This is a genomic window from Zwartia hollandica (assembly GCF_019923725.1).
GTDB lineage: Bacteria > Pseudomonadota > Gammaproteobacteria > Burkholderiales > Burkholderiaceae_B > Zwartia > Zwartia hollandica.
This window is the reverse complement of the sequence record NZ_JAHXRI010000006.1, coordinates 344,767-363,629: the sequence shown is the minus strand read 5'-3', so window position 1 is coordinate 363,629 and position 18,863 is coordinate 344,767. Positions and strand designations below refer to the sequence as shown.

32 protein-coding genes are annotated in these 18,863 nt (G+C 53.4%); 1 reads left to right on the top strand and 31 read right to left on the bottom strand.

Annotated elements, in window-relative coordinates:
• Positions 1–102: 102 nt before the first annotated feature.
• Genes rpsD through rplN form a run of 16 tightly spaced genes read right to left on the bottom strand, consistent with a single transcriptional unit; the run spans position 103 to position 7,326 of the window.
• Positions 103–726: a 30S ribosomal protein S4 gene (gene rpsD / locus KZZ10_RS05090; protein ID WP_259660409.1), complete on the bottom strand. Its 624-nt coding sequence runs from the start codon at positions 724–726 to the stop codon at positions 103–105.
• An 11-nt stretch (positions 727–737) separates the two neighbouring features.
• Positions 738–1,139 carry a 30S ribosomal protein S11 gene (rpsK, locus tag KZZ10_RS05085; RefSeq protein ID WP_259660408.1) on the bottom strand — a complete coding sequence of 134 codons (402 nt, stop codon included), beginning with the start codon at positions 1,137–1,139 and terminating at the stop codon, positions 738–740.
• 13 nt (positions 1,140–1,152) lie between these two features.
• A complete protein-coding gene (rpsM, locus tag KZZ10_RS05080; protein ID WP_259660407.1) occupies positions 1,153–1,518 on the bottom strand; it encodes a 30S ribosomal protein S13 in 366 nt (121 codons plus the stop codon).
• A gap of 14 nt (positions 1,519–1,532) precedes the next feature.
• Positions 1,533–1,646 carry a 50S ribosomal protein L36 gene (rpmJ, locus tag KZZ10_RS05075; RefSeq protein WP_003805360.1) on the bottom strand — a complete coding sequence of 38 codons (114 nt, stop codon included), beginning with the start codon at positions 1,644–1,646 and terminating at the stop codon, positions 1,533–1,535.
• A 31-nt stretch (positions 1,647–1,677) separates the two neighbouring features.
• Positions 1,678–1,896, bottom strand: a complete 219-nt coding sequence (infA, locus tag KZZ10_RS05070; RefSeq protein ID WP_028816445.1) for a translation initiation factor IF-1 — start codon at positions 1,894–1,896, stop codon at positions 1,678–1,680.
• A 9-nt stretch (positions 1,897–1,905) separates the two neighbouring features.
• Positions 1,906–3,231, bottom strand: a complete 1,326-nt coding sequence (secY, locus tag KZZ10_RS05065; RefSeq protein ID WP_259660406.1) for a preprotein translocase subunit SecY — start codon at positions 3,229–3,231, stop codon at positions 1,906–1,908.
• A gap of 13 nt (positions 3,232–3,244) precedes the next feature.
• Positions 3,245–3,685, bottom strand: a complete 441-nt coding sequence (gene rplO / locus KZZ10_RS05060; protein ID WP_259660405.1) for a 50S ribosomal protein L15 — start codon at positions 3,683–3,685, stop codon at positions 3,245–3,247.
• An 11-nt stretch (positions 3,686–3,696) separates the two neighbouring features.
• Complete coding sequence (rpmD, locus tag KZZ10_RS05055) at positions 3,697–3,882, bottom strand: 50S ribosomal protein L30 (RefSeq protein WP_259660404.1); 186 nt, start codon at positions 3,880–3,882, stop codon at positions 3,697–3,699.
• A gap of 3 nt (positions 3,883–3,885) precedes the next feature.
• A complete protein-coding gene (gene rpsE, locus KZZ10_RS05050) occupies positions 3,886–4,404 on the bottom strand; it encodes a 30S ribosomal protein S5 (protein WP_259660403.1) in 519 nt (172 codons plus the stop codon).
• A gap of 15 nt (positions 4,405–4,419) precedes the next feature.
• Entirely contained in the window at positions 4,420–4,785 is a 366-nt protein-coding gene (rplR, locus tag KZZ10_RS05045) for a 50S ribosomal protein L18 (RefSeq protein ID WP_259660402.1), read from the bottom strand.
• Between the two features lie 21 nt (positions 4,786–4,806).
• On the bottom strand, positions 4,807–5,340 hold the full coding sequence (gene rplF / locus KZZ10_RS05040) for a 50S ribosomal protein L6 (RefSeq protein ID WP_259660401.1): 534 nt from the start codon (positions 5,338–5,340) through the stop codon (positions 4,807–4,809).
• 12 nt (positions 5,341–5,352) lie between these two features.
• Entirely contained in the window at positions 5,353–5,748 is a 396-nt protein-coding gene (rpsH, locus tag KZZ10_RS05035; protein ID WP_259660400.1) for a 30S ribosomal protein S8, read from the bottom strand.
• A gap of 11 nt (positions 5,749–5,759) precedes the next feature.
• Complete coding sequence (gene rpsN / locus KZZ10_RS05030; RefSeq protein WP_259660399.1) at positions 5,760–6,065, bottom strand: 30S ribosomal protein S14; 306 nt, start codon at positions 6,063–6,065, stop codon at positions 5,760–5,762.
• An 11-nt stretch (positions 6,066–6,076) separates the two neighbouring features.
• Positions 6,077–6,616, bottom strand: a complete 540-nt coding sequence (gene rplE, locus KZZ10_RS05025) for a 50S ribosomal protein L5 (protein ID WP_259660398.1) — start codon at positions 6,614–6,616, stop codon at positions 6,077–6,079.
• A gap of 11 nt (positions 6,617–6,627) precedes the next feature.
• A complete protein-coding gene (rplX, locus tag KZZ10_RS05020; protein ID WP_259660397.1) occupies positions 6,628–6,948 on the bottom strand; it encodes a 50S ribosomal protein L24 in 321 nt (106 codons plus the stop codon).
• Positions 6,949–6,957: 9 nt separating this feature from the next.
• The gene (rplN, locus tag KZZ10_RS05015; RefSeq protein WP_163651903.1) at positions 6,958–7,326 is read right to left on the bottom strand and encodes a 50S ribosomal protein L14; all 369 of its coding nucleotides are present in this window, start codon (positions 7,324–7,326) and stop codon (positions 6,958–6,960) included.
• Between the two features lie 285 nt (positions 7,327–7,611).
• Between rplN and KZZ10_RS05010 the strand changes: the two genes are divergently transcribed.
• On the top strand, positions 7,612–9,039 hold the full coding sequence (locus tag KZZ10_RS05010; protein ID WP_259660396.1) for an NAD-dependent succinate-semialdehyde dehydrogenase: 1,428 nt from the start codon (positions 7,612–7,614) through the stop codon (positions 9,037–9,039).
• A gap of 95 nt (positions 9,040–9,134) precedes the next feature.
• On the opposite strand, the gene rpsQ is transcribed toward KZZ10_RS05010, so the two are convergent.
• From rpsQ to rpsL, 15 genes are all read right to left on the bottom strand, one after another.
• Positions 9,135–9,413 (bottom strand): 30S ribosomal protein S17, encoded by a 279-nt coding sequence (gene rpsQ / locus KZZ10_RS05005; RefSeq protein ID WP_259660395.1) that lies wholly within the window; start codon positions 9,411–9,413, stop codon positions 9,135–9,137.
• A gap of 1 nt (position 9,414) precedes the next feature.
• The gene (rpmC, locus tag KZZ10_RS05000) at positions 9,415–9,606 is read right to left on the bottom strand and encodes a 50S ribosomal protein L29 (RefSeq protein ID WP_259660394.1); all 192 of its coding nucleotides are present in this window, start codon (positions 9,604–9,606) and stop codon (positions 9,415–9,417) included.
• 9 nt (positions 9,607–9,615) lie between these two features.
• Positions 9,616–10,032 (bottom strand): 50S ribosomal protein L16, encoded by a 417-nt coding sequence (rplP, locus tag KZZ10_RS04995; RefSeq protein WP_259660393.1) that lies wholly within the window; start codon positions 10,030–10,032, stop codon positions 9,616–9,618.
• A gap of 2 nt (positions 10,033–10,034) precedes the next feature.
• A complete protein-coding gene (gene rpsC / locus KZZ10_RS04990) occupies positions 10,035–10,835 on the bottom strand; it encodes a 30S ribosomal protein S3 (protein WP_259660392.1) in 801 nt (266 codons plus the stop codon).
• A gap of 9 nt (positions 10,836–10,844) precedes the next feature.
• The gene (rplV, locus tag KZZ10_RS04985) at positions 10,845–11,174 is read right to left on the bottom strand and encodes a 50S ribosomal protein L22 (RefSeq protein WP_259660391.1); all 330 of its coding nucleotides are present in this window, start codon (positions 11,172–11,174) and stop codon (positions 10,845–10,847) included.
• A 3-nt stretch (positions 11,175–11,177) separates the two neighbouring features.
• Positions 11,178–11,453: a 30S ribosomal protein S19 gene (rpsS, locus tag KZZ10_RS04980; RefSeq protein ID WP_259660390.1), complete on the bottom strand. Its 276-nt coding sequence runs from the start codon at positions 11,451–11,453 to the stop codon at positions 11,178–11,180.
• Between the two features lie 11 nt (positions 11,454–11,464).
• Complete coding sequence (rplB, locus tag KZZ10_RS04975; RefSeq protein ID WP_259660389.1) at positions 11,465–12,292, bottom strand: 50S ribosomal protein L2; 828 nt, start codon at positions 12,290–12,292, stop codon at positions 11,465–11,467.
• Positions 12,293–12,589, bottom strand: coding sequence for a 50S ribosomal protein L23 (rplW, locus tag KZZ10_RS04970; RefSeq protein WP_259660388.1), 297 nt, complete (start codon positions 12,587–12,589; stop codon positions 12,293–12,295).
• Complete coding sequence (gene rplD / locus KZZ10_RS04965; protein ID WP_259660387.1) at positions 12,586–13,206, bottom strand: 50S ribosomal protein L4; 621 nt, start codon at positions 13,204–13,206, stop codon at positions 12,586–12,588. The genes rplW and rplD overlap by 4 nt, the downstream gene beginning before the upstream one ends.
• Positions 13,207–13,209: 3 nt before the next feature.
• Positions 13,210–13,899, bottom strand: coding sequence for a 50S ribosomal protein L3 (rplC, locus tag KZZ10_RS04960; RefSeq protein WP_259661000.1), 690 nt, complete (start codon positions 13,897–13,899; stop codon positions 13,210–13,212).
• Positions 13,900–14,054: 155 nt separating this feature from the next.
• Positions 14,055–14,366 carry a 30S ribosomal protein S10 gene (rpsJ, locus tag KZZ10_RS04955; protein ID WP_003806903.1) on the bottom strand — a complete coding sequence of 104 codons (312 nt, stop codon included), beginning with the start codon at positions 14,364–14,366 and terminating at the stop codon, positions 14,055–14,057.
• A 64-nt stretch (positions 14,367–14,430) separates the two neighbouring features.
• A complete protein-coding gene (gene tuf / locus KZZ10_RS04950; RefSeq protein ID WP_259660376.1) occupies positions 14,431–15,621 on the bottom strand; it encodes an elongation factor Tu in 1,191 nt (396 codons plus the stop codon).
• Between the two features lie 18 nt (positions 15,622–15,639).
• Positions 15,640–17,742: an elongation factor G gene (gene fusA / locus KZZ10_RS04945; RefSeq protein WP_259660386.1), complete on the bottom strand. Its 2,103-nt coding sequence runs from the start codon at positions 17,740–17,742 to the stop codon at positions 15,640–15,642.
• Between the two features lie 14 nt (positions 17,743–17,756).
• Positions 17,757–18,227: a 30S ribosomal protein S7 gene (gene rpsG / locus KZZ10_RS04940; RefSeq protein ID WP_259660385.1), complete on the bottom strand. Its 471-nt coding sequence runs from the start codon at positions 18,225–18,227 to the stop codon at positions 17,757–17,759.
• A 158-nt stretch (positions 18,228–18,385) separates the two neighbouring features.
• Complete coding sequence (rpsL, locus tag KZZ10_RS04935) at positions 18,386–18,766, bottom strand: 30S ribosomal protein S12 (protein ID WP_028816413.1); 381 nt, start codon at positions 18,764–18,766, stop codon at positions 18,386–18,388.
• Positions 18,767–18,863: the final 97 nt, after the last annotated feature.

Here is an 18,863-nt window from a genome sequence, read left to right as displayed (position 1 = left end):
CAATACCCTCGGTTCGTTACACCGATAAGGCTGATGGGTGAAAGCTTAACTACAGCATCATAAAAAGTGCGCAGCATCGCTACGCACTTTTTAAAACGATTATTAACGTGAATACAATTCGACGACCATCGACTCGTTGATGTCGCGAGCAACGTCTGCACGATCAGGGACTTGCTTGAACGTACCAACAAGCTTGGCGGTATCAACTTCAACCCATTGTGGCAAACCATTGCCAGAAGCCAAGTCCATCGATTCGCGAATACGCGCTTGCGCTTTTGCTTTCTCGCGAATTGCAACAACGTCGCCCGACTTGATCAACATCGAAGGGATATCGGCAGTGTGGCCGTTGAGCTCGATCGCACGATGGGACACTAACTGGCGTGCTTCTGCGCGTGTTGAGCCAAAGCCCATACGATAGACAACGTTGTCCAGACGCGACTCGAGCAACTGGATGAGCTGTTCGCCAGTGTTGCCTTTACGACGCTCGGCTTCTGCGAAATACTTACGGAACTGTTTTTCCATAATGCCGTACATGCGCTTGAGCTTTTGCTTTTCACGCAACTGCAGACCGTAGTCCGATGTACGGGCACCTGAGGTGCGACCGTGTTGGCCTGGCTTGGAATCCAGCTTGCACTTGGAGTCCAGCGAGCGACGTGCGCTCTTCAGGAAAAGATCAATTCCCTCGCGACGCGAGAGTTTGCATTTGGGACCGGTATAACGTGCCATGTGGGTTCCCCTTAGATACGACGACGCTTGGGTGGACGGCAACCGTTGTGCGGCACGGGCGTGATATCGGCGATGCTCGAAATCTTGATGCCCAGCGCATTCAACGCACGTACTGAAGATTCGCGACCTGGGCCTGGGCCCTTGATGCGAACTTCAAGTGTCTTGATGCCGTATTCGATAGCCACTTTGCCGGCCGTCTCTGCCGCAACCTGCGCTGCGAATGGAGTCGACTTGCGTGAGCCCTTGAAACCAGCACCACCGGAGGTCGCCCACGACAAGGCGTTACCCTGACGATCGGTGATCGTGATGATGGTGTTATTGAACGATGCGTGAACGTGCGCAATGCCGTCCGACACATTCTTTTTAACTTTTTTGCGAACGCGGGTTGCGCCGGCGGTAGAAGCTTTTGCCATCTTCTAATCCTCTTTATTTCTTCAGGCTTGCAGCAGCGCGACGCGGTCCCTTGCGGGTGCGGGCGTTAGTGCGAGTGCGTTGACCACGTACGGGCAGGCCGCGCTTATGGCGCATGCCGCGATAGGTTCCGAGGTCGATCAAACGCTTGATCGACAACTGAACTTCACGGCGCAAATCACCTTCCACCGCAAACACGCCAACGTGCTCACGGATACGCTCGAGTTCTGCGTCGGTCAGGTCTTTGACCTTCTTCGACAGGGGAACACCAGCTGCTTCACAGATTTTGCGTGAACGCGTGCGACCGATGCCAAAAATGGCAGTCAGGCCGATTTCGGCGTGCTGATGTGGCGGTATGTTGATGCCAGCAATACGGGCCATAACGATTCCTTGTATTAACCTTGACGCTGCTTGTGACGCGGGTCGGTGCAAATGACTCGCACGACGCCGTGACGTTTAATAATCTTGCAATTGCGGCAAATCCGCTTAACCGATGCCATTACTTTCATGGTTGACTCCTGTTATCTGTTACCCGGCCGCTTATTTAGAGCGGAATACGATTCTGGCGCGCGTTAGGTCATAGGGTGTGAGCTCCACTGTGACTTTATCGCCCGGCAAAATCCGGATGTAATGCATGCGCATCTTGCCGGAAATATGCCCTAACACTACATGGCCATTTTCTAGCTTGACACGAAAAGTTGCGTTGGGAAGATTCTCAAGAATCTCACCCTGCATCTGAATGACGTCGTCCTTTGACATTGCTCTCGCTTATCTCATTGGCATATTCGCGCCCTTGAAGTTAGCCTTCTTGAGCAGTGAATCGTACTGGTGAGACATCATGTAGGCCTGAACCTGAGCCATGAAGTCCATCGTAACTACAACAATAATCAGCAAAGAGGTGCCGCCAAAATAAAACGGTACATTCCAACGCATGACCAAGAACTCCGGCAACAAGCACACCAACGTGATGTACAAGGCGCCAGCCAAGGTCAATCGCATCAAAATCTTGTCGATGAATTTAGCGGTCTGCTCGCCCGGACGAATCCCTGGAACAAACGCACCGCTCTTCTTAAGGTTGTCTGCTGTTTCGCGGCTGTTAAACACCAAAGCCGTATAAAAGAAGCAGAAGAAAATAATCGCTGTTGCATACAAGGTGATATAGAGCGGTTGGCGAGGTGCAAGTGCTGCAGCCAAGTCGCCTAACCAGCGCATCCCTTCGGTATTCGAGAACCAACTAGTAATCGTCGCTGGGAACAAAATAATCGAAGAAGCAAAAATTGGAGGTATCACACCAGCCATGTTCAGCTTAAGTGGCAAGTGCGATGTTTGACCGCCGTAAACTTTGTTACCAACCTGCCGCTTAGCGTAGTTCACAGTGATCTTGCGCTGACCGCGCTCTACCAGGACAACAAATGCCGTCACAAGAACCGACAACGCCACGATAAAGAGCGCCGAGAACCCCGACATCGCATTCGTACGTACCAAATCTAGCAGACCGGCTAGTGCACTTGGCAACCCAGCAACAATACCTGCGAAAATCAGAATCGAAATGCCGTTACCTAAACCTCGCTCGGTGATTTGCTCACCAAGCCACATCACAAACATCGTACCGGTAACCAAAGTCACCACGGTTGTGAGGCGGAACATCACACCCGAATCGATCACCAGCCCAGGCTGAGACTCAAGCGCGACGGAAATGCCGATTGCCTGCACCAGCGCAAGCGCGACTGTGCCGTAACGGGTGTACTGCGTGATCTTGCGACGGCCTGCTTCGCCATCTTTCTTGATGGCTTCAAGCGTAGGCACGACAACCGACATCAACTGCATGATGATCGATGCAGAAATGTACGGCATGATGCCCAACGCGAAAATCGAGAAGCGTGCCAAGGCACCACCCGAGAACATGTTGAACAAACCGAGAATTCCACCTTGATTCTCGCGGAATAAATCAGCGAGCGCATCTGGGTTGATGCCCGGAACAGGAATGTGCGTACCTAGGCGGTAAACCACCAAGGCGAGCACCAGGAACACGAGACGACGCTTTAAGTCGCCGTAACGTGGGCCTGCTTTTCCTGCGGGTTGTGCTGTTGCCATTCTTTAATCCGTCTTAAGCAATCGCGCCGCCAGCGGCTTCAATCGAAGCACGCGCACCAGCTGTAGCACCGATACCCTTGAGGGTAACCTTGCGTGTCAGCTCGCCCGACTTAAACACTTTGACATAGCGCACTTGCGTGCCCACTACACCAGCTTGTTTCAGTACTTGCACGTCGATTTCTTCGACGGGCAACGCCTGCAAGTCAGACAAACGCACTTGTGCGTACAGATGGTCATCCAAAATAGAGAAGCCACGCTTCGGCAAACGACGCTGCAAAGGCATCTGACCGCCTTCGAAGCCGACTTTATGAAAGCCACCGGCGCGCGAGCTTTGGCCTTTATGGCCACGACCAGCGGTTTTACCAAGGCCGGAGCCAATTCCGCGACCAACACGACGCTTAGCGTGTGTCGAGCCCACGGCGGGCTTTAGCGTATTGAGTTGAGTAATCGACATCGTGATTCCTTTCAGACTTCCGAAACGGTCACGAGATAATCAACTTTGTTGATCATTCCGCGAACTTCGGGAGTGTCTTTGAGCACTTTGCTGCTGTTGAGACGGCGCAAACCCAATCCACGCACGGTGTCGCGGTGGTCTTGCTTTGTACCAATGGTCGAACGGACCAAGGTGACTTTGACTTGTTTATCAGCCATGACTTACCCCAAGATCTCTTCGACGGTTTTGCCACGTTTTGCAGCAACTTCCGACGGGGTGAGGGAAGCGCGCAAGCCGTTAAGCGTTGCACGAACCATGTTGTAAGGGTTACTCGAGCCGAGGCTTTTCGCCACGACGTTACGCACACCCATCACATCAAAAATTGCGCGCATTGGGCCGCCGGCGATCACGCCTGTACCTTCTGCCGCAGGCGAAATCAGCACTGTCGAGGCGCCATGCTTACCGACCACGGTGTGGTGGAGCGTGCCGTTCTTCAATGAAACTTTGAACATCTCGCGACGCGCCTGTTCCATTGCTTTCTGCACCGACACTGGCACTTCACGTGCTTTGCCTTTGCCCATACCGACACGGCCATCGCCGTCGCCAACTACGGTCAGCGCAGCAAAGCTCATTGTGCGACCACCCTTGACGACTTTGCTGACGCGGTTAACCGCGATCATTTTTTCGCGAAGACCATCATCACGCTCTTCAGGAGCGTTCTTGCGTTGTTCTTTAGCCATTTGACTGTTCCTCGCTTAAAACTTCAGACCGGCTTCACGCGCGGCATCGGCCAGGGCTTTTACACGGCCGTGGTAACGGAAACCCGAACGATCAAAAGCGACAAGCTCAATACCAGCAGCCTTTGCTTTCTCTGCTACGCGCTTGCCAACCAGTGATGCAGCGGCAGTATTGCCGCCACCACCCGTTTGACCCGCGAGTTGCTGACGCACTTCTGCTTCAACCGTTGAGGCTGAAACAAGGATGCGATCGCCTTCAGGCGAAATGATGTTTGCGTAGATGTGCAGATTCGAGCGGAAAATCTGGAGGCGATTAACTCGCAACTCGGCGATTTTCTTACGCGTCGGTACGGCACGACGCAAACGGGAAATTTTTTTGTCCATGATGTTTCCTTGTTTGCGCGATTATTTCTTCTTGGTTTCTTTGATGATGACGTGCTCGTCAACATAACGAACGCCCTTGCCTTTGTAAGGCTCTGGCGGACGATATGCCCGAAGCTCTGCAGCCACCTGTCCAACAACTTGCTTGTTGGAACCCTTCAAGACGATTTCCGTCTGTGTTGGGCATTCGGCTTTTACGCCTTCAGGCATCGGATGCACAACATCATGCGAAAAACCAAGTTGCAATTTGATCGCGTTGCCTTGCACGGCGGCGCGGTAACCCACACCAACAAGCGTCAACTTACGCTCAAAGCCTTTGCTCACACCGGTGACCATGTTGGCTACCAGTGCACGCAAGGTGCCTGACATTGCCTTAGCCTGGCGAGAATCATTTGCAACGATGAACGACAGCTTACCTGCGTCTTCGTTGACGATGACATCGCCATTCAGTGTCTGCGTCAGGGTGCCCAATGGGCCTTTGACGGTAATCAGATCGGACTTGATCGAAGCTTCAACGCCCTTAGGCAGCTCGACTGGATATTTTGCGATACGTGACATTAGGTTCTCTCCTTAAGCCACGTAGCAGAGCACTTCGCCGCCCACGCCATTGGCGCGTGCTTTGCGATCGGTCATCACGCCACGCGAGGTGGAGACGATGGCGACACCCAGGCCGTTCATAACCTGAGGAATGTTGCTGTGACCTTTGTAGATACGCAAACCAGGGCGCGAGACGCGTTCGATGCGCTCGATCACTGGACGGCCAGCGTAGTACTTAAGGGTGATTTCGAGTTCAGGCTTTTGGGCCGTACCCTTAATCTGAAAACCGTCGACATAACCTTCGTCCTGAAGCACGGCAGCGATAGCTGCCTTGAGCTTGGAGGAGGGCATGGTCACCGATGTCTTGTCTACCTGCTGCGCATTACGAATGCGAGTCAGCATATCGGCGATTGGGTCGCTCATGCTCATGTTTTATTCTCCTACCAGCTAGCTTTGGTCATGCCGGGGATTTCACCCTTCATGGCCAATTCGCGCAGTTTCATGCGGCCAAGTCCGAACTTGCGGAAAACTCCGCGAGCGCGGCCCGTAATCACGCAGCGATTACGCTGGCGAATAGGACTTGCATTACGGGGCAGCTGCTGCATTTTGAGCCGTGCCTCGTAGCGCTCTTCGTCGGTCTTGGATGAATCTTCGATGATTGCCTTAAGGGCAGCACGCTTGGCAGCAAATTTCTCTGCTGTTTTTACGCGCTTTACATCGCGATTGATCATTGAAAGTTTAGCCACGTCTGCGCCCCTTAGTTGCGGAACGGGAAGCTGAACGCTGTCAACAGCGCTTTTGCTTCTTCGTCGGTCTTCGCGGTGGTGGTGATGCTGATGTTCATCCCACGCAACACGTCAATTTTGTCGTATTCAATTTCGGGGAAAATAATCTGCTCTTTCACACCGATGTTGTAGTTGCCGCGACCGTCAAACGCACGACCAGAAATTCCGCGGAAGTCACGCACACGTGGCAGAGCCACAGATACGAGACGGTCGATGAATTCATACATGCGCTGGCCACGCAGTGTCACCATGCAACCAATTGGGTAGTCTTCGCGGATTTTGAAGCCTGCGATAGCCTTTTTGGTTTTGGTCACAACTGGCTTTTGGCCGGCGATCTTGGTGAGGTCTGATACAGCGTGCTCGATGACTTTTTTGTCAGCGACGGCTTCAGACACACCCATGTTTAGCGTGACTTTGGTGATGCGTGGCACCTGCATCACACTGTCGTACCCGAACTGCTCACGCAATTGCGGTGCAATTTTCTGCTGGTAGAGCTCTTGAAAACGTGACATGTTGAGCTCCCTTATGCTTTCGCGCCAACGGGTTCGCCGCTGGAACGATAAACACGCACATTTCGGCCGTCGACTTCTTTGATACCGACGCGCTCACCCTTGCCAGTGGCAGGGTTGAACAATGCGATGTTTGAAATATGGATTGGCATTGTCTTTTCGATAATGCCGCCCGTCGTACCCTGCATTGGGTTGGGGCGCACATGCTTTTTGACCATGTTGATGCCTTCGACCAACACGTGGTCTGCATCGACACGCTCAAGCACGGTGCCGCGACGCTTTTTGTCACGACCCGTCAAAACAATAACTTCGTCGCCTTTGCGAATTTTATTCATGTTGGCCCCTTACAGCACTTCAGGCGCCAAGGACACGATCTTCATGAACTTCTCGCCACGCAATTCGCGGGTGACGGGTCCAAAGATGCGCGTGCCGATGGGCTCGAGCTTGGCGTTGAGCAATACGGCGGCATTGCCACCGAAACGAATCAGCGAGCCGTCTTTACGACGGACGCCTTTTGCCGTACGAACGACGACTGCGTTGTAGATCTCGCCTTTTTTGACGCGGCCACGGGGGGCTGCATCTTTGACGGTCACTTTGATAACGTCGCCGATAGCGGCATAACGGCGCTTGGAACCGCCGAGCACCTTGATGCACATGACAGAGCGTGCACCAGTGTTATCGGCCACGTCCAGCGTGGTCTGCATTTGGATCATGATTTTTCCTGTTCCAACTTAACCAACTTACCTGCTTGCTTTATAGCTTGCAGCCAAATCAGTCAGTTTTGGTCCCGTTAGGCGCCACAGGGCACCCTGGGTTGAAATCTGCTAAACAATCTTTCTGCTTCTGTCGACTGCTGGACCAAATAACCTTGTAGTTTTTAGTCTGGCCGCACAACAAATGCGGGAAAGCCGTGCAGTATATCCCGATATTTTTTTTTGTGCAAGCCCTGTCAACTTGTGTCATATTACCAACATCGGAAGCAACCCTTGGAATCTGTCATGTACGAAAAACTATCGCTTTATATCAACGGTCAATTCATCTCCGGCGAAGGCCGCAAGGTGCAGGAGGTGATCAATCCTGCCACGCAGGAAGTGCTAGGGCAGCTCCCGCACGCTTCCAATGCCGACCTGGATATGGCCCTGCAAGCGGCCGAAAAGGCTTTCGCATCGTGGAAAAAGTCCTCCCCAATGGAGCGCTCAGCCATTTTACGTAAAGTCGGTCAGCTGACACGTGACCGCTCAAAGGAAATCGCCCGCAATATGACTCTTGATCAAGGAAAGCCGCTCGCGGAGGCTTTGGGCGAGGTCGTGGGCTGCGCAGATCATTGTGACTGGCATGCGGAAGAGTGCCGTCGTATTTATGGCCGTGTGGTGCTGCCACGCAGCCCAGAGGTGCGCCAGTTAGTACTTAAGGAGCCGATTGGTGTTTGTGTCGCCTTCACGCCCTGGAACTTCCCCTACAACCAGGCGATCCGCAAGATTTGTGCGGCGGTCGGCGCTGGTTGCACAATCATCTTGAAGGGCCCCGAGGACTCTCCAAGCGCGGTCATGGCGATCGCCCAGATGTTTCACGACGCAGGTCTCCCCCCCGGCGTACTCAACCTTGTTTGGGGTGAGCCCGCCAAGGTGTCTGATTACCTGATCCGCTCACCTATTTCGCGCAAAGTGTCTTTCACTGGCTCCGTGCCCGTTGGAAAGCAGCTTGCAGCGTTAGCCGGTGCACACATGAAACGTGTCACGATGGAGTTGGGTGGCCATTCGCCTGTGCTGGTGTTTGACGACGCAGATATTGAGCGCGCCGCTACGATGCTGGCGAAGTTTAAGATTCGTAATGCTGGTCAGGTTTGTGTGTCGCCGACACGTTTCTACGTTCAGAAAAAAGCATACGACAAGTTTTTGGCGAAGTTCACTGATGTTCTCAAGAATGTGAAAGTGGGCAATGGCTTAGATGATGGTGTTGAGATGGGTCCGCTTGCCCACGAACGCCGTGTGCCGGCTATTGCTCGTTTCGTTGAAGATGCGCGTAAGCGTGGCGCAAAGATCGAGCTCGGTGGTGATGCGCCCTCAGGCAAAGGTTTCTTCTTTCCACCGACAGTGATCACGGGCCTGAAGGACGACGCCATGCTCATGACTGAAGAGCCCTTTGGCCCTATCGCGCCAGTCGTACCGTTTGACGATGTGGATGAAGTAATTGCACGTGCCAACAGCTTGCCGTTTGGCCTGTCGAGCTACGTGTTCACAAATTCCTTACAAACGGCAACGAAGGTGTCGAACTCAATCGAAGCCGGCATGGTAAACATCAACCACTTCGGTAGTGCCTTACCTGAAACACCATTTGGTGGAATCAAGGATAGCGGCATTGGCAGTGAAGGTGGCGCAGAAACGTTTGATGGATATCTCGTTACGAAATTTGTGACGCATATCTAAGGCATCTCACTAAAAACAAAACGCGACGATTTTATTCGTCGCGTTTTTGTTTGGTCTGACAACAACCGGTGTTTGCGCAATTAGCGCAAACGCGTTTAGATCACGCGTGCGGCTTCGATCAACTTCGTTGCGGTCCAAGACTTGGAACGCGAAATTGGACGGCCTTCTGCAATCTCAACAGTATCGCCTTCGTTGAACTGATTGGTCTCGTCATGTGCTTTGTATTTAGCAGAGCGCATGATGATCTTGCCAAGCACTGGGTGCTTAACGCGACGCTCGACCAGCACAACAATGGTTTTGTCCATTTTGTTGCTGACGACTTTACCAACCAGCGTACGTTGACGCTTAGGTTTTGTAGTTTGAGCTGTGGTCATATTATTTTCCCGCCTTCTCAGTCATCAGTGTGCGAACGCGAGCGATGTCACGACGTACTTTGCTGATTTGACTGTGGTTGGTGAGCTGTTGGGTTGCTCGCTGCATACGCAGACCGAATTGCGCCTTCAAAAGGCTCTCAAGTTCTTGTCCGAGTTCTGCAGTAGATTTTGCACGAAGTTCGCTTGCTTTCATATCGTTTCCTTAAGCACCGATGTGACGCGCGACGAATGTGGTTGCGATCGGCAATTTCGCAGCAGCAAGGCGGAACGCCTCACGCGCGATTTCTTCGCTCACACCTTCCATTTCGTACAACACTTTGCCGGGCTGAATTTCAGCAACCCAATATTCGGGGTTACCTTTACCGTTACCCATCCGCACTTCCGCAGGCTTTTGTGAAATTGGCTTGTCGGGGAAGATACGAATCCAGATACGACCACCACGCTTGATGTGACGGTTAATGGCACGACGGGCTGATTCAATTTGACGAGCGGTCAGGCGGCCGCGACCGGTTGCCTTAAGACCATATTCGCCAAACGAAACGTTAGCGCCGCGCGTAGCCAGGCCGGTATTACGGCCTTTCTGCTCTTTGCGATATTTCCTGCGTGCTGGTTGCAGCATGCTTATTCTCCTTCAGGCGCTGGCGCAGCGGCATCAGCCTTGCGCGGTGCGCGACCACGACCTGCGGGACGGGCTCCGGCCGGACGGGCGCCTTCGGGCTTGTCAGCACGTGGGGCGCGACGCGGACGACGCTCTTCTTCGCGAGGGGCGGCGGTTTCAACAGGCAATTCACCGTTAGCCAGCATATCGCCTTTGTAGACCCAAACCTTGATGCCGATCACGCCATAAGTCGTGTGGGCTTCAGAGGTGCCGTAATCGATATTCGCACGCAATGTATGCAATGGCACACGGCCTTCGCGATACCATTCTGTACGAGCAATCTCGATACCATTCAGACGTCCAGCACTCATGATCTTGATGCCCTGGGCACCGAGACGCATGGCGTTTTGCATGGCGCGCTTCATGGCGCGGCGGAACATAATCCGCTTTTCGAGCTGTTGCGAGATCGAATCAGCAATCAGTTGAGCATCGATTTCAGGCTTGCGAACTTCTTCGATGTTGACGTGCACTGGCACGCCCATCAAACGCTGCAAGTCTGCCTTCAGGCCTTCGATGTCCTCGCCACGCTTACCGATCACGATACCTGGGCGAGCCGAGTAAATCGTAATACGTGCGTTTTTAGCGGGGCGCTCGATGACCACGCGGCCAACTGACGCTTGCTTCAGTTTCTTTTTGAGGTATTCACGTACGCGGATGTCGGAGGCAAGCATGCCACCAAAATCTTTGTCGTCTGCATACCACTTTGAGCCCCAGTTACGTGTAACCGCAAGGCGGAACCCAATCGGGTGTATTTTCTGACCCATCGTGACTCCTTAGGCTCCGACCTTCACAGTAATGTGGCAGGTCTGCTTTTCAATCTGGTTACCGCGCCCTTTGGCTCGTGCGGAGAAGCGCTTCATCGACTCTGCCTTGTCCACAAAAATCGTGGTGACTTTGAGTTCGTCGATATCTGCACCGTCGTTATGTTCGGCGTTCGCGATGGCCGATTCAACGGCCTTCTTGAGGATGCCTGCGGCCTTCTTGTTAGTGAAGGTCAGGATGTTTAATGCCTGTGCAACCGACTTGCCACGGATCAAGTCCGCAACGATTCGGGTTTTTTGCGCAGAGATGTGCACCCCACGGATAATGGCTGTGGTTTCCATTTCTTACCTCTTGGCCTTTTTGTCTGCAGCATGACCCTTAAACGTACGGGTCAGCGCAAACTCGCCGAGTTTATGGCCAACCATGTTCTCGTTTATATAAACGGGAACGTGCTGGCGACCGTTATGAACAGCAATCGTCAACCCGATAAATTCGGGCAGGATCGTTGAACGACGCGACCAGGTTTTGATCGGCTTTTTGCCTTTTTCCGCGACAGCAACCTCGACCTTTTTGATCAAGTGTGCGTCGACGAATGGGCCTTTCTTGACTGAACGTGACATGATTCGCCCTCTTATTTACGCTTGCGGCGCTGGACGATCATATTGTCCGTCCGCTTGTTGCTACGGGTCTTGTAACCCTTAGCTGGGGTACCCCATGGGCTGCGTGGCTCGCCGCCTTCGCCGGTACGACCTTCACCACCACCGTGTGGGTGATCAACCGGGTTCATTGCGACACCACGCACCGTGGGACGAATACCGCGCCAACGTACAGCACCGGCTTTACCGATCTGACGCAGGCTGTGTTCTTCGTTACCGACTTCACCGATCGTCGCGCGGCACTCAATGTGAACGCGGCGAACCTCACCAGAGCGCAGGCGAACCTGAGCGTAGGTGCCTTCACGAGCCAGCAAGACTGCCGAAGCACCTGCCGAACGTGCCATCTGTGCGCCCTTGCCAGGAAGCATCTCGATGCAGTGAATTGTCGTACCCACCGGTATATTGCGAATAGGCAAGGTATTCCCTGCGCGGATGGGGGCTTCTACACCCGACACCAGCGTTGTGCCTACTTCAAGACCACGAGGAGCGATGATGTAACGACGCTCGCCGTCTGCATAACAGAGCAATGCTAAGTGTGCAGTGCGGTTTGGATCATATTCCAGACGCTCAACCTTTGCGGGGATACCGTCTTTATTGCGACGGAAATCGACCAGGCGATAGTGCTGCTTATGACCACCACCACGGTGGCGAATTGTGATGTGACCATTGTTATTACGGCCAGAACCACGGATTTTCTTTTCGAGCAACGAAGCTACGGGCGCGCCTTTATGCAAGGTGGGGGTAACCACCTTAAGCATGCCGCGACGACCGGGCGAGGTTGGCTTAACTTTTAAGAGAGCCATTTAGTTGACCTCCGCCAAATTGATTTCTTGACCGTCTTTGAGCGAGACATATGCCTTACGCTCGTTACGACGGTGGCCAGTGAAACGGCCGAAACGCTTAACCTTGCCTTTGCGATTCAAAACCTGAACCGAGTCAACTTGCACTTTAAAGAGCAGTTCAACAGCGGCTTTAATTTCAGGCTTCGTTGCATCCGCAACAACACGGAAAGCAACCTGGTTGCTTTTCTCTGCAACAAACGTGGCTTTTTCTGTCACGATTGGTGCCAAGATGATTTGCATTAGACGATGATCGTTCATGCCAGCATCTCCTCGAGTTGAGCAATGGCCGGCTTAGTGATCACTATTTTTTTGTAGTGAATCAGCGAAAGCGGATCGGCATTGCGCGGTTCGACTACGGCAACATGCGGCAAGTTGCGCGTAGCGAGATAGAGGTTTTCATCGACCGAGTCGGTGATGATCAGCACGGACTCAAGACCCATTGTCTTGAGCTTTTCAGCAGCAAGTTTAGTCTTGGGTGATTCGAGCGTGAAAGCATCGACAATCGAGATACGATCTTCGCGGGCCAACTGCGAAAGGATCGAGCGCAAACCGGCACGATACATTTTCTTGTTGACCTTTTGGCTGAAGTTTTCTTCAGGCGAATTCGGGAATGCACGACCACCCCCACGCCACAAGGGCGAGGATGTCATACCAGCACGAGCACGGCCCGTACCTTTTTGACGGAATGGCTTTTTCGTCGAGTGATGGACTTCAGCGCGTGTCTTCTGAGCGCGGTTACCGGAGCGCGCGTTCGCCTGGAAGGCGATCACGATCTGGTGCACAAGCGCTTCGTTGAAATCACGACCGAAAACAGTATCAGGCGCAGCAAATGTTGCCGATGACTGACCTTTGTCGTTTAGGAGCTTGATATCCATGGATTAGGCTCCTTTTTTGGCAGGTGCCTTGATGGCCGGGCGCACAACGATGTCTGCACCTGCATAGCCAGGGACAGCGCCCTTAACCAGCAACAGACCACGTTCGGCGTCAACACGGACGACATCAAGATTTTGCACGGTGCGGGTGTCATCACCAAGGTGACCAGACATGCGCTTACCGGGGAAAATACGACCAGGATCTTGCGCTTGACCAATCGAGCCAGGTACGCGGTGCGAACGGCTGTTACCGTGCGAGGCGCGTTGTGATTTGAAGTGGTGACGCTTGATCGTGCCGGCGAAACCTTTACCGATTGTGGTACCGGTTACGTCGACTTGTTGGCCGGCTTCGAACACGCTTTCAACAGCGACCACGCTACCAGGCGTGAATTCGGCTGCGCGAGCAGGATCGAGACGGAATTCTTTGAGGATACTACCGGCTTCTACACCTGCTTTGGCGTAATGACCGGTTTGTGGCTTGGCTACACGGGAAGCGCGACGAGCGCCGTAAGCGACTTGAATGGCGGCGTAGCCGTCAGACTCAAGCGACTTTACCTGGGTGACGCGGTTGTTCGACACGTCCAGTACTGTTACGGGGATGGACTCGCCATCGTCCGTAAAAATACGGGTCATGCCGACCTTGCGGCCCACCAGCCCAAGCCGATGTGCGGCAGGCGTGGGTGTCGATTTCGACATCATATTCTCCGGGGTAAAAACCCGATTCCCGACTACGATTGGTCGGGGCTGATAAAACCCGAAAATTTCGGGTGCTCATGTACTGCGAAGACCTTAAATGATCTTTTTATCCTGCCAAATTTCGGCAAGTCTTGCATTCTAGCACTATTTTTTGATTACTGCAGCGCGATTTCGACGTCTACGCCAGCAGGCAAGTCCAAACGCATCAGAGCGTCAACAGTCTTGTCGGTTGGGTCAACAATGTCCATCAGGCGCTGATGGGTACGGATTTCGAACTGGTCACGCGATGTTTTGTTCACGTGTGGTGAACGCAACACGTCATAGCGACGGATGCGCGTTGGCAGAGGTACCGGACCACGTACAACTGCGCCCGTGCGCTTAGCCGTGTCAACGATCTCAGCAGCCGACTGATCGATTAGTTTGTAGTCAAACGCTTTCAGACGGATGCGGATTTTTTGATTTTTCATGGCGATTCTCAAAGAGCGAAAAGAACGAAAAGGCCGCGAACGTTTAAATTCGCGGCCAGGCTAATTACTTCAGGATTTTAGCAACGACGCCGGCGCCGACGGTACGGCCACCTTCGCGGATTGCAAAACGCAGACCTTCTTCCATGGCGATCGGTGCCAACAACTTCACTGTCATGGCCACGTTGTCGCCTGGCAGAACCATTTCTTTATCTGCTGGCAAATCGATCGTGCCCGTCACGTCCGTCGTACGGAAGTAGAACTGTGGACGATAGCCGTTAAAGAATGGCGTATGACGGCCACCCTCTTCTTTGGACAGAATGTACACCTCGGCGGTAAAGTCGGTGTGTGGCTTGATCGATGCGGGCTTAGCCAACACCTGACCGCGCTCGACTTCCTCGCGCTTGGTACCACGCAGCAGAATACCGACGTTGTCGCCCGCCTGACCCTGGTCAAGCAACTTGCGGAACATCTCAACGCCCGTGCAAGTGGTCTTCAGTGTGTCGTGGATGCCGACGATTTCGATTTCTTCGCCGACTTTCACAATTCCGCGCTCGATACGGCCAGTCACCACAGTGCCGCGACCCGAGATCGAGAAGACGTCTTCGACTGGCATCAGGAACGTGCCGTCAATGGCGCGCTCGGGTGTTGGGATGTAGTTGTCCAGTGCGTCGGCCAAGGCGATGATCGCCTGCTCACCGAGCTCGCCCGTGTCGCCTTCAAGAGCGAGCTTAGCCGAGCCCTTGATGATTGGCGTGTCGTCGCCTGGGAAGTCGTACTTCGAGAGAAGCTCGCGCACTTCCATCTCGACGAGCTCAAGCAGCTCGGCGTCATCCACCATGTCCGCCTTGTTCAGGAACACGATGATGTAAGGCACGCCCACCTGGCGGCTCAACAAAATGTGCTCACGTGTCTGGGGCATTGGGCCGTCAGCGGCCGACACCACCAGAATCGCGCCGTCCATCTGCGCTGCACCAGTAATCATGTTCTTGACGTAGTCGGCGTGGCCGGGGCAGTCAACGTGTGCGTAGTGACGGTTCGCTGTCTCGTACTCAACGTGTGCGGTGTTAATCGTAATGCCGCGTGCACGCTCTTCAGGTGCTGCATCAATTTGCGCGTACGCTTTGGCTTCACCGCCGAACTTCTTGGACAGCACCGTTGTGATCGCTGCGGTCAGCGTCGTTTTGCCGTGGTCAACGTGGCCAATTGTGCCGACGTTTACGTGTGGTTTGGTGCGTTCGAATTTACCTTTTGCCATGATTTTCCTCTGACTTAATTACTTGCCGCGGGCCGCGATGATTTCTTCGGCCACATTTTTGGGAGCTTCCGAGTAGTGCTTGAATTCCATCGTGTAAGTTGCACGACCTTGCGTCAACGAACGCAGGTTAGTCGCGTAACCAAACATCTCTGCTAGCGGGACTTCGGCCTTAATGACCTTGCCACCACCAACCATGTCATCCATACCTTGCAACATGCCGCGACGTGAGGACAAATCGCCCATCACGGTACCGGCATAATCTTCAGGTGTTTCGACTTCGACGGCCATCATCGGTTCGAGCAGCACAGGGCTGGCCTTGCGCATACCGTCTTTAAACGCCATCGAAGCCGCCATACGGAAGGCGTTTTCGTTTGAGTCCACGTCATGGTACGAACCGAAAAACAGCGTAGCTTTCACATCAACCACTGGGTAGCCGGCGAGAATGCCGGATGGCAGTGTTTCCTGAATGCCTTTGTCCACAGCAGGGATGTATTCACGAGGAACCACACCGCCTTTAATGGCGTCAACAAATTGGTAGCCGCCACCAGGTGGCAGGGGCTCAAGCTTGAGCACAACGTGGCCGTACTGGCCGCGTCCGCCCGACTGCTTAACGAACTTACCTTCGATTTCTTCACAGACCTTACGAATGGTTTCGCGATACGCCACCTGTGGTTTACCCACGTTGGCCTCTACGCTGAATTCGCGCTTCATACGGTCAACAATAATCTCGAGGTGTAGTTCGCCCATTCCCGAAATAATGGTTTGGCCAGACTCTTCGTCGGTACGCACGCGGAAAGATGGATCTTCCTGTGCCAGACGCGAAAGAGCCATACCCATTCTCTCTTGGTCGGCTTTCGTCTTTGGTTCGACAGCCTGCGAGATCACGGGCTCAGGGAAGATCATGCGCTCGAGCATAATGTGTGCATCAACATCACACAAGGTCTCGCCAGTCGTCACGTCTTTCAGACCGACCACTGCCGCAATGTCGCCGGCAACCACTTCTTTAATTTCTTCGCGGTTGTTTGCATGCATTTGCAGAATACGACCGATACGCTCTTTCTTTCCCTTGATTGGGTTGTAAATCGTATCGCCGGACTTCAAAACGCCTGAATACACGCGAACAAACGTGAGCTGACCAACGTAGGGGTCCGTCATGAGCTTGAACGCCAGCGCAGAAAACTTCTCGCTGTCATCTGCCTTGCGGCTTGTTTCAGTACCGTCATCGAGCTCGCCCTTAACTGGAGGGATGTCGATTGGGGACGGCAAGAATTCAATCACTGCGTCAAGCATGCGCTGAACGCCTTTGTTCTTGAAGGCTGTCCCGCAAAGCATTGGCTGAATTTCGCAAGCGATCGTACGCGTACGGATCCCGAGCATAATTTCTTCTTCAGTCAGCGTGCCGCCTTCAAGGTACTTGTCCATCATTTCTTCTGAGGACTCTGCAGCGGCTTCAACAAGCTTTTCGCGCCACTCTTCTGCCGACGCTTGGAGGTCCGCAGGAATATCGACATAGTCGAACTTAATACCCTGACTCGCCTCATCCCAGATGATTGCTTTCATCTTAACGAGGTCAACAACACCTGTGAATTTTTCTTCGGCGCCGATCGGAATCACGATAGGCACAGGATTCGCCTTCAGGCGAGTCTTGAGCTGATCGTACACTTTGAAAAAGTTTGCGCCGGTGCGATCCATCTTGTTCACGAAGGACAAGCGTGGCACACGGTACTTGTTTGCCTGACGCCAAACAGTTTCAGATTGTGGCTGAACACCACCCACAGCGCAGTAAACCATGCAGGCGCCGTCAAGCACGCGCATGGAGCGTTCAACTTCAATCGTGAAGTCAACGTGTCCGGGGGTGTCAATTACGTTAATCCGGTGCTCTGGGTAGTTGTTACCCATGCCTTTCCAGAAGGCTGTTGTTGCAGCCGACGTAATCGTAATACCGCGCTCTTGTTCTTGCTCCATCCAGTCCATCGTGGCTGCGCCATCGTGAACTTCGCCAATCTTGTGATTAACGCCGGTATAAAACAAAATGCGTTCGGTCGTAGTGGTCTTCCCTGCGTCAATGTGGGCAGAGATACCGATGTTGCGGTAGCGCTCGATCGGGGTTTTGCGGGCCATGGTTGATCCTTAAATTACCAGCGGAAATGACTGAAGGCTTTGTTAGCCTCGGCCATCTTGTGCGTATCGTCACGTTTTTTCATGGCAGCGCCACGGCCTTCAACTGCGTCAAGCAGTTCGCCAGCCAGGCGCAGATCCATTGATTTCTCGCCGCGCTTTTTAGCGGCCTCACGCAACCAGCGCATAGCAAGTGCCAAACGACGAACCGGGCGAACCTCAACAGGCACCTGGTAGTTGGCACCGCCAACGCGGCGGCTTTTTACTTCGACAACGGGCTTAATGTTATTGATGGCCAGATTGAAGACTTCGATCGGGTCTTTACCGGTCTTGGTCTGAACCTGCTCAAGCGCACCGTAGATAATGCGCTCTGCCACGGCTTTTTTGCCGGACAACATCACAACGTTCATAAATTTTGCGAGCTCGACACTGCCGAACTTTGGATCGGGCAGAATGTCACGTTTGGGGACTTCGCGACGACGGGGCATATCAATTCCTTTGTGTCATTTCAGTTGAACTGCAGCCTATTTGGGCTACAGCCACGGCACACCATACGATGCGCCACTTACGTTTCCGTTGTGTGACCATCACACTCCGGTTGCACATCACAGAACGAGTCTGTGCGTACTGCTTTACTGCAAATAAATTACTTGGCTTGCTTCGGACGCTTAGCACCGTACTTGGAGCGCGATTGCTTGCGATCTTTCACGCCTTGCAAGTCGAGCGAACCGCGCACGATGTGATAACGCACACCTGGCAAATCCTTCACACGGCCACCGCGCACGAGCACAACTGAGTGTTCTTGCAGATTGTGGCCTTCGCCGCCGATGTACGAAATGATCTCGAAACCGTTGGTCAGACGCACTTTGGCGACTTTACGCAAGGCCGAGTTCGGCTTTTTAGGAGTAGTGGTGTACACACGAGTGCATACACCGCGTCGCTGAGGGCAGTTTTCGAGCGCTGGGCTCTTGCTCTTAGAAACGCTGACTTCGCGCGGCTTGCGCACGAGTTGGCTAATGGTTGGCATAACCTCAAATTCCCTTTTATCTCTGATACTTGCGTACAGCAATGCACCCTTCGGTGATTTACTTTCTACGACGCGTTCTCAGCATTCCCGTTCCTGG

What these genes read in the sequence shown, in the direction of transcription:
- rpsC (WP_259660392.1), bottom strand. Translation starts at nt 10,835, where the DNA reads ATGGGTCAGAAAATACACCCGATTGGGTTCCGCCTTGCGGTTACACGT.
- rpsQ (WP_259660395.1), bottom strand. Translation starts at nt 9,413, where the DNA reads ATGACCACAGCTCAAACTACAAAACCTAAGCGTCAACGTACGCTGGTT.
- rplV (WP_259660391.1), bottom strand. Translation starts at nt 11,174, where the DNA reads ATGGAAACCACAGCCATTATCCGTGGGGTGCACATCTCTGCGCAAAAA.
- rplC (WP_259661000.1), bottom strand. Translation starts at nt 13,899, where the DNA reads ATGTCGAAATCGACACCCACGCCTGCCGCACATCGGCTTGGGCTGGTG.
- rplN (WP_163651903.1), bottom strand. Translation starts at nt 7,326, where the DNA reads ATGATCCAAATGCAGACCACGCTGGACGTGGCCGATAACACTGGTGCA.
- rpsG (WP_259660385.1), bottom strand. Translation starts at nt 18,227, where the DNA reads ATGCCCCGTCGTCGCGAAGTCCCCAAACGTGACATTCTGCCCGATCCA.
- rplB (WP_259660389.1), bottom strand. Translation starts at nt 12,292, where the DNA reads ATGGCTCTCTTAAAAGTTAAGCCAACCTCGCCCGGTCGTCGCGGCATG.
- rpsK (WP_259660408.1), bottom strand. Translation starts at nt 1,139, where the DNA reads ATGGCAAAAGCTTCTACCGCCGGCGCAACCCGCGTTCGCAAAAAAGTT.
- infA (WP_028816445.1), bottom strand. Translation starts at nt 1,896, where the DNA reads ATGTCAAAGGACGACGTCATTCAGATGCAGGGTGAGATTCTTGAGAAT.
- rplP (WP_259660393.1), bottom strand. Translation starts at nt 10,032, where the DNA reads ATGCTGCAACCAGCACGCAGGAAATATCGCAAAGAGCAGAAAGGCCGT.
- rpmD (WP_259660404.1), bottom strand. Translation starts at nt 3,882, where the DNA reads ATGGCTGATAAACAAGTCAAAGTCACCTTGGTCCGTTCGACCATTGGT.
- rpmJ (WP_003805360.1), bottom strand. Translation starts at nt 1,646, where the DNA reads ATGAAAGTAATGGCATCGGTTAAGCGGATTTGCCGCAATTGCAAGATT.
- rplD (WP_259660387.1), bottom strand. Translation starts at nt 13,206, where the DNA reads ATGGATATCAAGCTCCTAAACGACAAAGGTCAGTCATCGGCAACATTT.
- rplF (WP_259660401.1), bottom strand. Translation starts at nt 5,340, where the DNA reads ATGTCACGTATCGCAAAATATCCAGTCGAGCTGCCTAAGGGCGTTGAA.
- fusA (WP_259660386.1), bottom strand. Translation starts at nt 17,742, where the DNA reads ATGGCCCGCAAAACCCCGATCGAGCGCTACCGCAACATCGGTATCTCT.
- rpsL (WP_028816413.1), bottom strand. Translation starts at nt 18,766, where the DNA reads ATGCCAACCATTAGCCAACTCGTGCGCAAGCCGCGCGAAGTCAGCGTT.
- rpsM (WP_259660407.1), bottom strand. Translation starts at nt 1,518, where the DNA reads ATGGCCCGTATTGCTGGCATCAACATACCGCCACATCAGCACGCCGAA.
- secY (WP_259660406.1), bottom strand. Translation starts at nt 3,231, where the DNA reads ATGGCAACAGCACAACCCGCAGGAAAAGCAGGCCCACGTTACGGCGAC.
- rpmC (WP_259660394.1), bottom strand. Translation starts at nt 9,606, where the DNA reads ATGAAAGCAAGCGAACTTCGTGCAAAATCTACTGCAGAACTCGGACAA.
- rpsJ (WP_003806903.1), bottom strand. Translation starts at nt 14,366, where the DNA reads ATGAAAAATCAAAAAATCCGCATCCGTCTGAAAGCGTTTGACTACAAA.
- rpsS (WP_259660390.1), bottom strand. Translation starts at nt 11,453, where the DNA reads ATGTCACGTTCAGTCAAGAAAGGCCCATTCGTCGACGCACACTTGATC.
- rplR (WP_259660402.1), bottom strand. Translation starts at nt 4,785, where the DNA reads ATGGACAAAAAAATTTCCCGTTTGCGTCGTGCCGTACCGACGCGTAAG.
- rplW (WP_259660388.1), bottom strand. Translation starts at nt 12,589, where the DNA reads ATGAACGATCATCGTCTAATGCAAATCATCTTGGCACCAATCGTGACA.
- KZZ10_RS05010 (WP_259660396.1), top strand. Translation starts at nt 7,612, where the DNA reads ATGTACGAAAAACTATCGCTTTATATCAACGGTCAATTCATCTCCGGC.
- rpsH (WP_259660400.1), bottom strand. Translation starts at nt 5,748, where the DNA reads ATGAGCATGAGCGACCCAATCGCCGATATGCTGACTCGCATTCGTAAT.
- rpsE (WP_259660403.1), bottom strand. Translation starts at nt 4,404, where the DNA reads ATGGCTAAAGAACAACGCAAGAACGCTCCTGAAGAGCGTGATGATGGT.
- rpsD (WP_259660409.1), bottom strand. Translation starts at nt 726, where the DNA reads ATGGCACGTTATACCGGTCCCAAATGCAAACTCTCGCGTCGCGAGGGA.
- tuf (WP_259660376.1), bottom strand. Translation starts at nt 15,621, where the DNA reads ATGGCAAAAGGTAAATTCGAACGCACCAAACCACACGTAAACGTCGGC.
- rplX (WP_259660397.1), bottom strand. Translation starts at nt 6,948, where the DNA reads ATGAATAAAATTCGCAAAGGCGACGAAGTTATTGTTTTGACGGGTCGT.
- rplE (WP_259660398.1), bottom strand. Translation starts at nt 6,616, where the DNA reads ATGTCACGTTTTCAAGAGCTCTACCAGCAGAAAATTGCACCGCAATTG.
- rplO (WP_259660405.1), bottom strand. Translation starts at nt 3,685, where the DNA reads ATGTCGATTACTCAACTCAATACGCTAAAGCCCGCCGTGGGCTCGACA.